General features: G+C 68.5%; 6 protein-coding genes and 1 pseudogene. 1 reads left to right on the plus strand and 6 read right to left on the minus strand.

What is annotated here, in order from left to right; translation table 11 throughout:
* Positions 1 to 26 precede the first annotated feature (26 nt).
* The gene (locus EWM63_RS05805) at positions 27 to 4,241 is read right to left on the minus strand and encodes a two-component regulator propeller domain-containing protein (RefSeq protein ID WP_130185683.1); all 4,215 of its coding nucleotides are present in this window, start codon (positions 4,239 to 4,241) and stop codon (positions 27 to 29) included.
* Positions 4,242 to 4,249: 8 nt separating this feature from the next.
* Positions 4,250 to 5,418 (minus strand): annotated as a pseudogene (locus EWM63_RS05810) (patatin-like phospholipase family protein).
* 220 nt (positions 5,419 to 5,638) lie between these two features.
* On the opposite strand from EWM63_RS05810, the gene EWM63_RS05815 reads away from it, so the two are divergent.
* Positions 5,639 to 7,822 (plus strand): ATP-binding protein, encoded by a 2,184-nt coding sequence (locus EWM63_RS05815; protein WP_229487749.1) that lies wholly within the window; start codon positions 5,639 to 5,641, stop codon positions 7,820 to 7,822.
* Between the two features lies 1 nt (position 7,823).
* Here EWM63_RS05815 and ggt read toward each other — a convergent pair whose 3' ends face one another.
* The 4 genes from ggt to EWM63_RS05835 form a co-directional block, all read right to left on the minus strand.
* Positions 7,824 to 9,641 carry a gamma-glutamyltransferase gene (gene ggt / locus EWM63_RS05820; RefSeq protein WP_130185684.1) on the minus strand — a complete coding sequence of 606 codons (1,818 nt, stop codon included), beginning with the start codon at positions 9,639 to 9,641 and terminating at the stop codon, positions 7,824 to 7,826.
* A 69-nt stretch (positions 9,642 to 9,710) separates the two neighbouring features.
* Positions 9,711 to 10,469: a 3-hydroxyacyl-CoA dehydrogenase gene (locus tag EWM63_RS05825; RefSeq protein ID WP_130185685.1), complete on the minus strand. Its 759-nt coding sequence runs from the start codon at positions 10,467 to 10,469 to the stop codon at positions 9,711 to 9,713.
* A gap of 54 nt (positions 10,470 to 10,523) precedes the next feature.
* On the minus strand, positions 10,524 to 11,096 hold the full coding sequence (locus EWM63_RS05830; protein WP_130185686.1) for a hypothetical protein: 573 nt from the start codon (positions 11,094 to 11,096) through the stop codon (positions 10,524 to 10,526).
* Positions 11,097 to 11,191: 95 nt separating this feature from the next.
* Positions 11,192 to 13,345 (minus strand): sodium-translocating pyrophosphatase, encoded by a 2,154-nt coding sequence (locus EWM63_RS05835; RefSeq protein WP_130185687.1) that lies wholly within the window; start codon positions 13,343 to 13,345, stop codon positions 11,192 to 11,194.
* Positions 13,346 to 13,493 lie beyond the last annotated feature (148 nt).

A 13,493-nucleotide genomic window follows, 5' to 3' on the forward strand; every position in this document is an offset into this window, starting at 1 on the left:
GTGGCGCCGTGCACGGGAATCGGCGTTCAGCCGGGGCGCCCGCTGTCGGCCGGCGTCAGCATCCGCCCCAGCAAGGCATGCAGCCGTGGCAGCTTGAGCCGGATCGCCGGCCACAATGCGCGGTCGGCGGCGCGCTCGAGTTCGGCGCACAGCGCCTGCAGCTCCACTTCCTGCAGGTAGGCGGCACTGCCCTTCAGGCCGTGGAACAGCCGGCCTGCCGCATCGGCGTCGGCGGCGGCCAGCGCGGCGTCCAGCTCGTCCAGCTTGCCCGGCAGGTCGGCCAGGAAGGCGTCGCGCAGCCGCAAGCGCAGCACGCCGGCCGCATCGCCCGACGGCGGACCGGCCGGCGGCTGGCCGGCATCGATGCCGAACATCGCATCGAGCTCCGCCACGCTGGGCCGGCTGGCGCCCGTGCGCGGCGGTACCAGATCCGGCAGCGGGTCGAGCACCACGCCGCGCGCCAGCTGGCGCTCGATGGCGCGCGTGAGCTGCAGGTGCAGCGCGCCCTCGTCGATCGGCTTGGTAAGGAAGTCATCCATGCCGGCCGCCAGGTAGCGGCTGCGGTCTTCCTCGCTGGCATTGGCCGTCAGCGCCACGATCATCAGGTCGCGGTCGCACACCGGCGCGCCGTACGGCCCGCCGGCGCGGATCGCCCGCGTGGCCGTCGGCCCGTCCAGCTCGGGCATGCGGCCATCCATCAGGATCAGGTCGTAACGCGTCTGCGCGCAGGCGGCCACGGCCAGCGCCCCGTTGCCGACGATGTCCACGCCGTGCCCCATGTCTTCCAGCATCATGCGGATGATGATCTGGTTCGTTGGAAAATCTTCCGCGCACAGCACCTTCAGCCGGTGCGTGTGCGGCGCGCGCGCCACCTGCGGCACCAGGGGCGGCGCCACGCCGTCGCACAGCGGCAGCGTGACGGCAAACACGCTGCCGGCGCCGGGCATGCTGTGTGCGCCGATCTCGCCGCCCATCAGGTCCACCAGCTGGCGGCTGATCGCCAGCCCGAGGCCGGTGCCGCCGTAGCGCCGGGTCGTGGTGGCGTCGGCCTGTTCGAACTTCTCGAACAGACGCGGCAGCTCGGCGGGCGGAATGCCGATGCCGGTATCCTCGACCGTGAACCTGATCAGCGTGCAGCCGCGCTCGTTGGTGCCGGCGCGCGCCACGCGCAAGGTGACATGGCCACGCTGTGTGAACTTGAACGCATTGCCGACGAGGTTCACGAGCACCTGCCGCAAGCGGGTCGGATCGCCCACGACGAAGTGCGGCAGGTCGCGCCCGTAGTCGATGCGGAATTCCACGCCCTGCGCGGCCGACTGCTCCTCGAACAGGCTGGCCACGTTTTCCACCGTGGACGCCAGCGCGAAGTCGATCTGCTCGAGCGTCAGCTTGCCGGCTTCGATCTTGGAAAAGTCCAGCAGGTCGTTGATGATCGACAGCAGCGATTGCGCATTGGTCTGGCCCCGTTCGATCTGTTCGCGGGTGACCGGCTGCAGCGAGCGGTCGCGCAATGCAAAGCCCAGCATGCCGATCACGCCGGCCAGCGGCGTGCGCATTTCATGGCTCATATTGGCCAGGAATTCCGATTTCTGCCGCGTCGCGTCCTCCGCGCGCTGCACCGCATGGCTGAGCCGTTCGTCGCGCTGTTCGAGTTCATGCTTCTGTTCGATCAGCAGCCGGTTCTTCATTTCCACCTCGGCCGTGCGCAGGCTCACCTGCTGTTCCAGCCGCAGGCGCTGGCCCCGCAATACGCGCATCCGCGCGTGGTACAGCCCGAAGCCGCCGCCCAGCAGCATCAGCAGCGCCAGCGTGCGGAACCACCATGTCTTCCATACCGGCGGCAGGATCGTGATCGCCAGTTCCGTGGGCTCGCCCCATACGCCGTCCTTGTTGGCCGCCTTCACGCGGAACACGTAGCTGCCCGGATCGAGGTTCGTGTAGGTGGCGAAGCGCTTGCCGGCACCGGTGCTGACCCAGTCGCGGTCGAATCCTTCGAGCTGGTAGGCGAAGCGGTTGTTCTGCGGCCAGGCATAGTGCAGCGCCGCGAATTCAAGCGAGAACACGGAGTCCTGGTGGCCCAGCGTCAGCGCGCGGGTGGCCTCGATCGCACGCTGCAGGATCACGTTGCCGTCCGGCCGCGCAGCGCCTGGGCGCACCGTGCGGTTGAAGATCTGGAAGTCGGTGATCGCCACCCGTGGCGCCATGCCGTTCGGGCGCACCGCCGCCGGATCGAAGGCGGTAATGCCGTTGAAGCCGCCGAAATACAGCGTGCCGTCCGGCGCGGCAAACGCGGAGCCGTCGAAGTAGGCGCCTTCGATCGTGCCGTCGGCGCCGGAATAGTTGCGCACCCGGCCGGTGGCCGGATCGAGGCTGGACAGGCCGCTATTGGTCGACAGCCATAACTTTCCCTGGCGGTCCGGCAGGATCGCCGCGATGGCATCGTCGGCCAGGCCGTCCTGGCGCGTGTAGCGGCGGAACGAAACGCCCCGGGCATCGCGCTGCATCCGGTTCAGGCCCGACGCGGTACCGACCCACAGCGTGCCCTGCGCATCCTCGAGCAGGTAATGCACCTCGTTGTGCGACAGGCTGCCGGGGTCGCGCGGGTCGTGCTGGAAGTGGCGGAACCGCCCGGTGCGGCGGTCCAGCAGGCCCAGGCCGTTGAAGGTGCCCACCCACAGGTTGCCGCGGCGGTCTTCCAGCACGGGGCGGACAGTGTCGTCGGCCAGGCTGGCCGGATCGGCGGGATCGTGGCGGAACGCGCGCATGGTGCCGCCGGCCGGGTCGATCCGGTACAGGCCCGCCTTGCTGGAGACCCAGATCATGCCGGAGCGGTCGCCGAAGAGGTAGCGCACCGTGTCCAGTTCGGGATTGCCGCGCGAGAGCAGGAGCGGGCCGAAGCGGCCTTCCCGCGGATCGAACGTGCGCACGCCGGCCCGGCTGCCGACCCAAAGCGTACCGCCGGGGGTCCGCCACAGGCCTGTCACGTTGGCGTCGCTGCTGCCATTGCCCGCCTGCGGCAGGGGGTAAAGCCGGGCCGTGCCGCTGGCCGGGTCGTACAGGCTGAGGCCGTGGTCATTGCCCACCCACAGCTTGCCGCCGTCGCCATCGACGATGGCACGAATCCGGTTGTCGCTCAATGTCCCGACCTGGTCGGGGTTCTTGACCAGTCGGGCGAAGCCGCCGCTGGACAGGTCGACCCGGCTGACGCCGTTGAACCACGTGCCCACCCAGAACGTGCCCACGCGGTCGCGGAACAGCGCCGACACGTAGTCGTCCGCCAGGCTGTGCGGGTCGCCCAGTTCATGCCGGTAGCCGGTGAAACGCTTGGCCTCCGGCTGCCACCGGTACAACCCGTCGTTGCGCATGCCCACCCACACGGTGCCGTCGGGGTCCTGGTAGAGGTTCATCACGGTACCGGCCGGCAGCCCCGCGCTGTCGGGCAGCCGTTCACGCCGCAACACGGGCGACTGCGCCGTCAGCCGCCAGTGATCCAGGCCGCCATGCGTACCGACCCACAGGGTGCCGTCGCGGTCGGCCAGCAATGACTGTACGGCCACCGCCCCGCCCCCGCCTTGCCCGGTCACGGTGAAATGCACCATCCCGGCGCCGCCGGGCACCAGCAGGTCGACGCCGGCCGGCGTGCCGATCCACAGGCGGCCGGCGGCATCGCGCGCCAGGGCATTGATCTGGTCGTGCGCCAGGCTGCCCGGTTCGTCCGGCACATGATGGCGGATCGTGAAGCGCCCGGTCGCCGGATCGAGGTGCTGCAAGCCGTCGGAGGTACCGATCCACAGGCCACCCGCGCCGTCGTCGACGATGGCCCGCACGTGCCGGTTGCCGTTGCCGCGCTGCTCCGGTTCCACCGGGCGGAAATGCGTGAAGCGCTGCGTCAGCGGATCGAACAGGTCCAGGCCATTGTCGGTACCGACCCACAGCCGGCCGGCCTGGTCGACATGCAGCACGCGCACCCAGTTCTGCGACAGGCTGTGCGGATCGGACAGGTTATGCTGGTAGATCACGGTGCGGTAACCGTCATACCGTGCCAGGCCGCCCTGCGTGCCGAACCAGATGAAGCCCTGGCGGTCCTGGGTAATCGCCAGCACTGATTCCTGCGGCAGGCCGTCCTGCACGCTCAACTGCTCGAAGCGCAGCGTGCGGGGCGGCGCGGCGGCTGCCAGCTCGCACAGGAACAGGAGGCATGGCAGGAGGCACAACGACAGGTGGCGCAAGCTTCGTTTCATCGCCTGCCTCAGGTGCCGAAGAACGCCAGCACGTCGGCCCGGCGGGCATGGGTGTCGCGCTGGCCGAGGCGGATCAGCTCATTGGTATAGCTGGACTCGAACAGCAGGTAGGAGGCCAGCGCCGCGCCGCGCGCCTCGGTCGCGCCGATCCCGGACAGCATGGCGCGGATCGGTGCCGGCAGGCTGCCCACGTGGCGTGCCGCGATGTCGTCGAGCCGCTCGGACGGTGCGATCACAAGCAGTTCCACGGGCCGCAGCGGCGTCTTTTCCAGCAAGTCGGCGGGCAGCATCGACAAGGTGTTGTTGATGCGGTTCAGCCGTTCGATATCCATCGCCAGGCCGTCGAGGAAGATCGACGACAGCGCGTGGCCGGCAATCTGCGCCAGGCTCGGATAGCGCGCATTGGCCACGCCGTTGCGCGCCTTTTCAGTCAGCCGCCCGGCACCGACCACCAGCACTTTCGCCGCGCCCAGGTGGATGGCCGGCGAAATCGGCGCCAGCTGGCGCATCGAGCCGTCGCCGCAATACTCCCGCTGGCCATCCACGTACAGCGGCGTGGCCGGAAAGATGAACGGAATCGCCGACGACGCCAGCAGGTGCTCGACGCCGATCTGGTCCTGCAGCGCCACCCGCTGCATGCGCATCCACGGCGCGATCTCGGCCGCGGTCTGGTAGAACGTGATGTGCTGGCCGCCGGTGTACGACGACGCGGTGACGGCCACCGCGTGCAGCAGGCCTTCCTGCAGCACGCCGTCGAGGCGCGGCAGGTCCAGCATCCGGTGCAGCAGGCTGACGAGCGGCGTGTTGTTCAGCAGCGACGTCGGCGGCGCCGCGCGCCACTTGCGCAGCAGCCAGCCGAACGACAGCAGCGACAGCCAGCGCGCGCCGGAGCGCAGTACGCCCAGGGAATCGGCGCGGTACACCTGCTCGACGGTGATGTGCGACCACACGTCCATCAGCTTCGCCACGCTCTCGCCGAAATTGTCGGCCCGGCAGGCCAGCGCCGTGGCATTGATGGCGCCCGCCGAGGTGCCGCAGATGATCTGGAACGGACTGCGCGCAGGCGCCCAGCCTTCATCCCACAATATCTCCGCGATTGCCTGCAGTACCCCGACCTGGTAGGCGCCCCGCGCGCCGCCCCGGTCAGGATCAGGCCGGTCTTTTTTTTCATTCCCATTTACTAAGGGTAACACGGCGGAAGGCACCTTTGAACAGGCCCGGGCGTGGATGATATGATGCCGGAGAGTGGTCCGGCGGCCTGGCGACCACGGCGCGAGTGTGATGCGGGGCCGTGCAGGCGCTGGCGGCGCCTTCGGCAGCCCAGCCATTTCTCCCGGCGACCCGACGTCCCGAGCCGATCCCTGGTCCGCCGGTCATCCATCGATGAGAGGTGCACATTGAACACGGACACACAACCGGCAGCGCTGGACGCCTCGAGCGAGGCGGCGCATTTCGTGCGGTTCTACAAGGACGAGGTCGTGCTGCTGGCCGAAGTGTCGGAGTTTCTCGACCAGGGACTGCGCGCGGGCGGTGCGGGGATCGCCATCGCGACGGCGGAACACCTGGCCATGCTGCGGCAGCAACTGGCGGGCCTTGGTGGGCTGGAAGGCGAGCCCGGCTGGTTTCCAGGGGAGCTTGTCATGCTCGATGCGGCCGATCTGCTCGCGCGTTTCATGGTCGATGGCTGGCCCGACGCGCGGCGCTTCGACGAAGTCGTGGGTACCGTCGTGCGCAAGGCGGCGAACACCGGCAGGCCGGTGCATGCGTTCGGCGAAATGGTGGCGCTGCTGTGCGAACAAGGCCGGTTCGACGCCGCGGTGCGCCTGGAAGAGCTGTGGAACGGGTTGCGCGTCGAATGCCGGTTCACGCTGTTCTGTGCCTATCCATGGCAACTGTTCCCCACCGATGGCGAAGCGGCGGCCTTTCGCCGGATCTGCTGCGTGCACGACCATGTGCGTCCGCACGGCCACGCCGCCATGCCTGCGCAGCGCGAGGCCTCCCTGCAACTGGCCCTTCTCGAGCAAGACAATCTCGCCCTGCGGAGCGAAGTCGCCCGCGCCCGCGCGTCGGAACAGACGCTGCTGCACCGCGAACGCGAGCTGGCGGACTTCCTGGAAAACGCCGCCGAAAGCCTGCACCGGGTCGGCCCGGACGGTATCATCCTATGGGCCAACAAGGCCGAGCTGGCGCTGCTGGGCTACCGGTGGGACGAATATGTCGGCCACCACGTCGCCAGGTTCCATGCCGACAGGCCCGTCATCGAGGACATCCTGCACCGCCTGCAGGCCGGGGAAACGCTGCACGACCAGCCCGCGCGCCTGCGCTGCCGGGACGGATCGATCCGGCATGTTGTCATCAGCACCAATGCGTGCATCGACAATGGCCGCCTGCGCTACACGCGCTGTTTCACGCGCGATGCGACCGAGCGTCATCTGCTGGAACTGGCGCACCGGGAACGCGAAGCGCTGGTGGCGGAGCTGTCACATTCCAATCGGGCCAAGGATGAATTCCTGGCCATGCTCGCGCACGAACTGCGCAACCCGCTCGCACCGATCAGCGCCGCGGCGCAGTTGCTGGCGATCGCCGGCGGCGATCAGGAGCGCATCGGGCAGGCCAGCGCCGTGATCCTGCGCCAGGTCGGCCACATGAAAGGCCTCATCGACGACCTGCTCGACGTGGCCCGTGTCACGCGCGGGCTGGTCGCGCTGGCGAAAAACCCGGTCGACCTGCGCGACGTCGTGGCCGAGGCGGTCGAACAGGCAGCGCCGCTGGTGCAGTCCCGCCGCCACCGGCTCGTGCTCGACGTCGGCGCCGCCCCGGCGATGGTGAGCGCGGACCGCAAGCGCATCATCCAGGCGATCGCCAACATCGTCACGAACGCGGCCAAGTTCACGCCGAATGGCGGAGAGCTCGCCATCCGCCTGGCAACGACGGCGAACGATGTTGTCCTGGAAGTGACGGACAACGGCATCGGCATGGAAGCCGGCCTGGCCACGCGGATCTTCGACCTCTTCGTGCAGGGCCAGCGCGGCCCCGACCGCACCCAGGGCGGCCTGGGCATTGGCCTGGCGCTGGCCAGGAGCCTGGTCGAATCGCATGGCGGCACGATCGCCGCGCGCAGCGTTGGCGCGGGCAAGGGCAGCACGTTCACGGTGCGCCTGCCGCGCGTGGATGGCGCCCTGGCCGGCGCGCCGGCATCGCCCGCGCAAACGTTACCAGGGCGCTCGCTGCGCATCGTGGTGGTCGACGATAACCGGGACGCGGCCGATTCCCTGGCCGGGTTGCTGACGGCCAGCGGGCATGCGGCCAGCGCCGTGCATTCGAGTGTTGCCGCGCTGGAGGTGGCCGCCTCGGCGTGCCCGCAGGTCTTCGTGCTCGACATCGGGCTGCCCGACATCGACGGCATCGCCCTGGCCGGCCGCCTGCGCGCCATGCCCGGCATGGCAGGCGTGATGCTGGTCGCCGTCACGGGCTACGGCCAGGACAGCGACCGGGAGCGGACACGCGCCGCCGGCTTCGACCACCACCTCGTCAAGCCCGTCGATACGGCCGAACTGCTGGCGCTGCTGACCCGGCCCTGACTCAGTCGCCGCGCACGATGCCTTCGCGCCGCGGATCGGCGCCGCCGAACCACAGCTCCCTGCCGTCGCGTCGAACCCGTCCAATGCCCTGCAATCCCGAGTTCTGCTCGAACTCGCGCACGTCATGGCCCTTGGCCTTCAGCCGGGCGATCACGTCGGCGCCCACGCGGCCCGCTTCCAGTTCGGTCGGTCCGTTACGGCTGCCGAAGTTGGGCAGGCTGATCGCCTGTTGCACGTCGAGGTTCCAGTCCAGCGTGCCGACCAGCACTTTCATGACGTAGTTGATGATCGACGAACCGCCCGGCGAGCCGGTTGCCAGCACCAGCTTGCCGGGTTCGCCGTTTGCCTTGCGTTCCAGTACCAGCGTGGGCGACATGGCGCTGCGCGGCCGCTTGCCCGGCTGCACGCGGTTGGCGATCGGGCCGTTGTCATCGGCCGCGTCGAACGAGAAATCGGTCAGCTGGTTGTTCAGCATGAAGCCGGCAACCATCTGGCGCGAGCCGAACGCGTCCTCCACGGACGTCGTCATCGACAAGCCGTTGCCGTACTTGTCCACCGCCACCAGGTGCGATGTGGACGGGCGGTCCAGCGCCGTATCCGTGCCCCACGCCACCTGCATGCCCTGCGGCGTGCCGGCCTGCGCGCTGCCCATCGACTGCGCGCCGATCAGCGCCGCGCGCTGGGCCAGGTAACCCTTGTCGAGCATGGAGGCGATGCCCTTGCCGGGCAATGGAACGAAATCGGTGTCGGCCACGTAGCGGTTGCGGTCCGCGTAGGCCAGCCGGCCCGCCTCGGAAAACAGGTGGATCGCTTCGGCATCGAGGTTGCCAGCCACCGGCGGGTGCGCGGCGATTGCCGTGTTCTCGAGGATGCCCAGCATCTGCGCGATGGCGATGCCGCCGGACGATGGCGGCGGCGCCCCGCACACCTTCCACTTGCGGTAATCGGCGCACACCGGATCGCGCTTCTTCGGCCGGTAATCGGCGATGTCGCGCACCGTCAGCAGGCCCGGATTGGTCGGATGGTTCGCCACCTTCGCGGCGATGTCACGGGCGATGCGGCCCGTATAGAACGCGTCGGCGCCGCCACGCGCGATCTCGCGCAGCGTCTTCGCCAGCTCGGGATTCTTCAGCAGGTAGCCCACCGGGTGCGGTTCGCCATCCTTGCCATAGAAGTAGGCCGCGGCGACCGGATCGCGCGGCAGCCGCTTCTGGTCGTACCGCAGCAGCGCGTTCAGCCGCGGGCTTACCGCGAAGCCCCTGTCGGCCAGCTCGATGGCCGGTTCGAACAGCGTGGCCCAGGGCAGCTTGCCGTGCTTCGCATGCACCAGCGCCAGCATCCGCACCACGCCCGGCGCACCGGTCGAGCGGCCGCCGACGATGCCTTCCGCGCGCGACATCGGCTTGCCGTCCTTGTCTAGGAACAGCCGCTCGGTGGCGGCCTGCGGCGCCGTTTCACGGCCATCGTAGGAATGCACTTTCTTGCCGTCATACAGCATCAGGAAAGCGCCGCCGCCAATGCCGGACGATTGCGGTTCCACCAGCGTCAGCACCATCTGCGTGGCGATCGCCGCGTCGATCGCGCTGCCGCCCGCCTTCAACATGCGGTACCCGGCCTCGGTGGCCAGCGGGTTTGCCGCCGCCACCATGTAGTGCTGCGCGGCGACGCCCTGCTTCTCGGTATAACCGGTGGCAATTTCGGGAGCGCGCTGCAAGGCAGCTGGTTCTTTCACCGCCTCCTGCGCCAGCACCGGGGTCGCGGCACACAACGTCAGCGCGGCAAGCGACATGCTCTGTGCCCAAGAATAAAGTCGGGTCATCGGTTCTCCCTGAAATGCAAAACGCGCGACCATGCGCGCGTTTCTGATGAAAAGTAGCTAAATCCTACTCTATTTCGGCTGCATCCGTATCGCGCCATCGAGGCGGATCGTCTCGCCATTGAGCATCACGTTCTCGATGATCGCCTTCGCCAGGTGGGCATATTCGACCGGCTTGCCCAGCCGCGGCGGGAATGGCACCATCTTGCCGAGCGCCTCCTGCACCTCGTCGGGCATCCCCAGCAGCATCGGCGTCTCGAAAATGCCGGGCGCGATCGTCATCACGCGGATCCCGCTCCGGGCGAGGTCGCGCGCCATCGGCAGCGTCATGCCGGCCACGCCCGCTTTCGACGCGGCATACGCGGCCTGGCCCATCTGCCCGTCGAACGCGGCCACGGAGGCCGTGTTGACGATGACACCGCGCTCGCCATGCTCGAGCGGCTCCAGCCGGCCCATCGCATCGGCGGCGAGCCGGCACATGTTGAACGTGCCAACGAGGTTGATGCCGATCGTGCGCGTAAACGCGTCCAGCGGATGCGGGCCTTCCTTGCCGACCGTCTTTGCCGCCGGCGCCACACCCGCGCAGTTGACGATGCCTCGCAACGGGCCCAGTTCACGTGCCGCGGCCACGACCGCGAGGCCATCGGCTTCCTGCGTGACGTCGCAGCGCACGAACCTGCCGCCCAGTTCCGCGGCGAGGGCCTCGCCCGCCGCCGCCTGCAAGTCCGCCAGCACGACCTTGCCGCCCGCCGCCGCCAGCGTGCGCGCCGTGGCCGCGCCCAGCCCGGAAGCGCCTCCCGTGATGATGAATATGTTGTCCTGAATCTGCATGCCGTCTCCCTGGTTTACGTTTACGTAAGCGTCAATTGGAGCATTGTAGCGGAATCACATGCAGCGGACAAAGCCTCCCGTGGTCGTGCAATGCCGGCCCGCCGGGCCGCGGGTCACGCCGGTGCCGCCGCCCTGGAATGTGTTGCCCGCGGCGTCGCGGCAGGTGCTGCCCACGCAGGTCGTGGGCGAAGGCCGCGTCGGCGTGGGGGCGGCATACGTGCCCGGCGGCGGACTCGCATACGGGGAACGGGGAGCAGGATTGACAGCGGGTGGCACCGGGGCGACGGGCGCCGCCGGATACGGCGCACGCGGCTCGAGCGTGGCCGATGGCAGCACGGGCCGGGTGTCGGGCGTCACTTCGGGCGTGGTGTCGGGAATGCCGATGTGCGTGCCGCGGTAGTCCTGTTGCGGAACCGGTCGCCGCGGCATGGGGCGCTGCGCGGGTGCCGTGCGGCATGGCTCGATTTCCAGGCTGCGGCCATCCGCGCCGAGCCGGCAGACGGGCAGCTTCGCGTAAGCTTCGCGGTCGGCGGTGGCGTCTTGCCGTGCCAGCGCAAGCGCCGGCAACAGCGAGGCCATGAAGGTAGCGAGAGCGGTGGCGAGAACGATGGAACGGCACGGCGGCATGATGGAATCCGGGCAAGGCGGCGCATTCATGATACGCCGCCCTGCCGGGGAGCCGCCGCACGGCACGGATGGCGCCGGCCGATGCCGGCGCCGGCTCAGCGTTCCGCGGCCGGTGCCGCCGGCAATGCCTGGGGCACCCCGGTGGCCACGTGGGTCTGCACCTTGGCCCGGGCGTGCACCGGTTCCTGCGTCACGGCCAGCCAGCCCGTCGCCGGCAGCAGCGGCACCAGCAGCAGCGCGACGATGTTGATGATCTTGATGAGCGGATTGACGGCCGGGCCGGCCGTGTCCTTGTACGGGTCGCCCACGGTGTCGCCGGTCACGGCCGCCTTGTGCGCCTCGGAGCCCTTGCCGCCGAAGTTGCCATCCTCGATATACTTCTTGGCGTTGTCCCACGCGCCACCGCCGGTCGTCATCGAGATTGCCACGAACAGGCCGGTGATGATGGTACCCATCAGCATGCCACCCAGGGCGGCGGGCCCCAGCAGCATGCCCACGAGGATCGGCACGACCACCGGCAGCAGCGATGGCACGATCATCTCGCGGATCGCCGATGCCGTCAGCATGTCCACTGCCTTGTCGTATTCGGGCTTGCCGGTACCGTCCATGATGCCCTTGATCTCGCGGAACTGGCGCCGTACCTCGATGACCACCGCGCCCGCCGAGCGCCCCACCGCTTCCATCGCCATCGCGCCGAACAGGTAGGGAATCAGGCCGCCGATGAACAGCCCCACGATCACCATCGGGTTCGACAGGTCGAACGCGATATCGATGCCACGCGACTCCAGCGCATGCGTGTAGTCGGCGAACAGCACCAGCGCGGCGAGGCCCGCCGAACCGATCGCATACCCTTTCGTGACGGCCTTGGTGGTGTTGCCGACCGCATCGAGCGGGTCGGTGATCGCCCGCACCGATTCCGGCATGCCGGCCATCTCGGCGATGCCGCCGGCATTGTCCGTGACCGGTCCGTAGGCGTCGAGCGCGACGACGATGCCGGCCATCGACAGCATCGCCGTGGCGGCGATCGCGATGCCGTACAGGCCGGCCAGCTCGAACGACACGAGGATCGCCACGCACACCGCCAGCACCGGATACGCGGTCGATTTCATCGACACACCCAGGCCCGCGATGATGTTGGTGCCGTGGCCGGTCGTCGACGCTTCGGCGATGTGGCGCACCGGCTTGAAGTCGGTACCCGTATAGTACTCGGTGATGTACACCATCAGCCCGGTGAGCACGATGCCCACCACGGTCGCGCCCATCATCTGCCAGCGCATGTCGTAGCTGTCCCACACCAGCCAGGTCACGACGGCAAAGCCGACCAGCGACAGGATCGCCGACCACCACAGCCCCGTGTACAGCGCCGACATGATCTTCTTGCCCGGCTTGGCCTTGACGAACAGGCAGCCGACGATCGATGCCAGGATCGACACGCCGCCCAGCAGCAGCGGGTACAGGATCGCCTCGCGCGGCGCATCCGCGATCATCAGTGCGCCCAGCAGCATCGTTGCGATCAGCGTCACCACATAGGTCTCGAACAGGTCCGCCGCCATGCCGGCGCAGTCGCCCACGTTGTCGCCCACGTTGTCGGCGATCACGGCGGGATTGCGCGGGTCATCCTCGGGAATGCCCGCTTCCACCTTGCCGACCAGGTCCGCACCGACGTCGGCCCCCTTGGTGAAGATGCCGCCGCCGAGCCGGGCGAAGATCGAGATCAGCGAGGCGCCGAACGCCAGCCCGATCAGCGGCTTGATCACATCGTGGTGGTTCAGATCGGGCGCCGGGTAGGCGGTGCTGGCAAAGGCGGTCAGCATCCAGTAGAACAGCGCCACGCCCAGCAGGCCCAGGCCCACGACCAGCAGCCCGGTGATCGCGCCGCTCTTGAAGGCCACGTCCAGCGCCTTGTCCAGGCTGATCGATGCTGCCTGCGCCGTGCGCACGTTGGCGCGCACCGACACGTTCATGCCAATGAAGCCGCAGGCGCCGGACAATACCGCGCCGATCAGGAAACCCAGCGCCGTCTGCACGCCGAGCAGCAGGAAGATGGCAACGAGGAGGATGACGCCGACGATGGCGATGGTGCGGTATTGCCGCGCGAGATAGGCACTGGCGCCCTGCTGGATCGCCGTGGCGATTTCCTGCATGCGGGCATTGCCCGCATCCTGTGCCAGGATCCAGCTGCGCGAGTACAGACCGTAAATCACTGCGATGACGCCGCACGCCACCGCAAACCACAGACCTGCTGCCATAAGTTCCCCCCTTTGTGAACCAACGTTATCGAATTGGAGCAAATCGGACTTCATCACGCCGCATCAGCGGCAAGCGAAACGAAGGTAACGAAACAATGCAACGAAACGATGCAGACATGACGATGCAGACAAGACGATGCAGACAAGA

It is taken from the genome of Pseudoduganella lutea, from assembly GCF_004209755.1.
Classification (GTDB): domain Bacteria; phylum Pseudomonadota; class Gammaproteobacteria; order Burkholderiales; family Burkholderiaceae_D; genus Rugamonas; species Rugamonas lutea.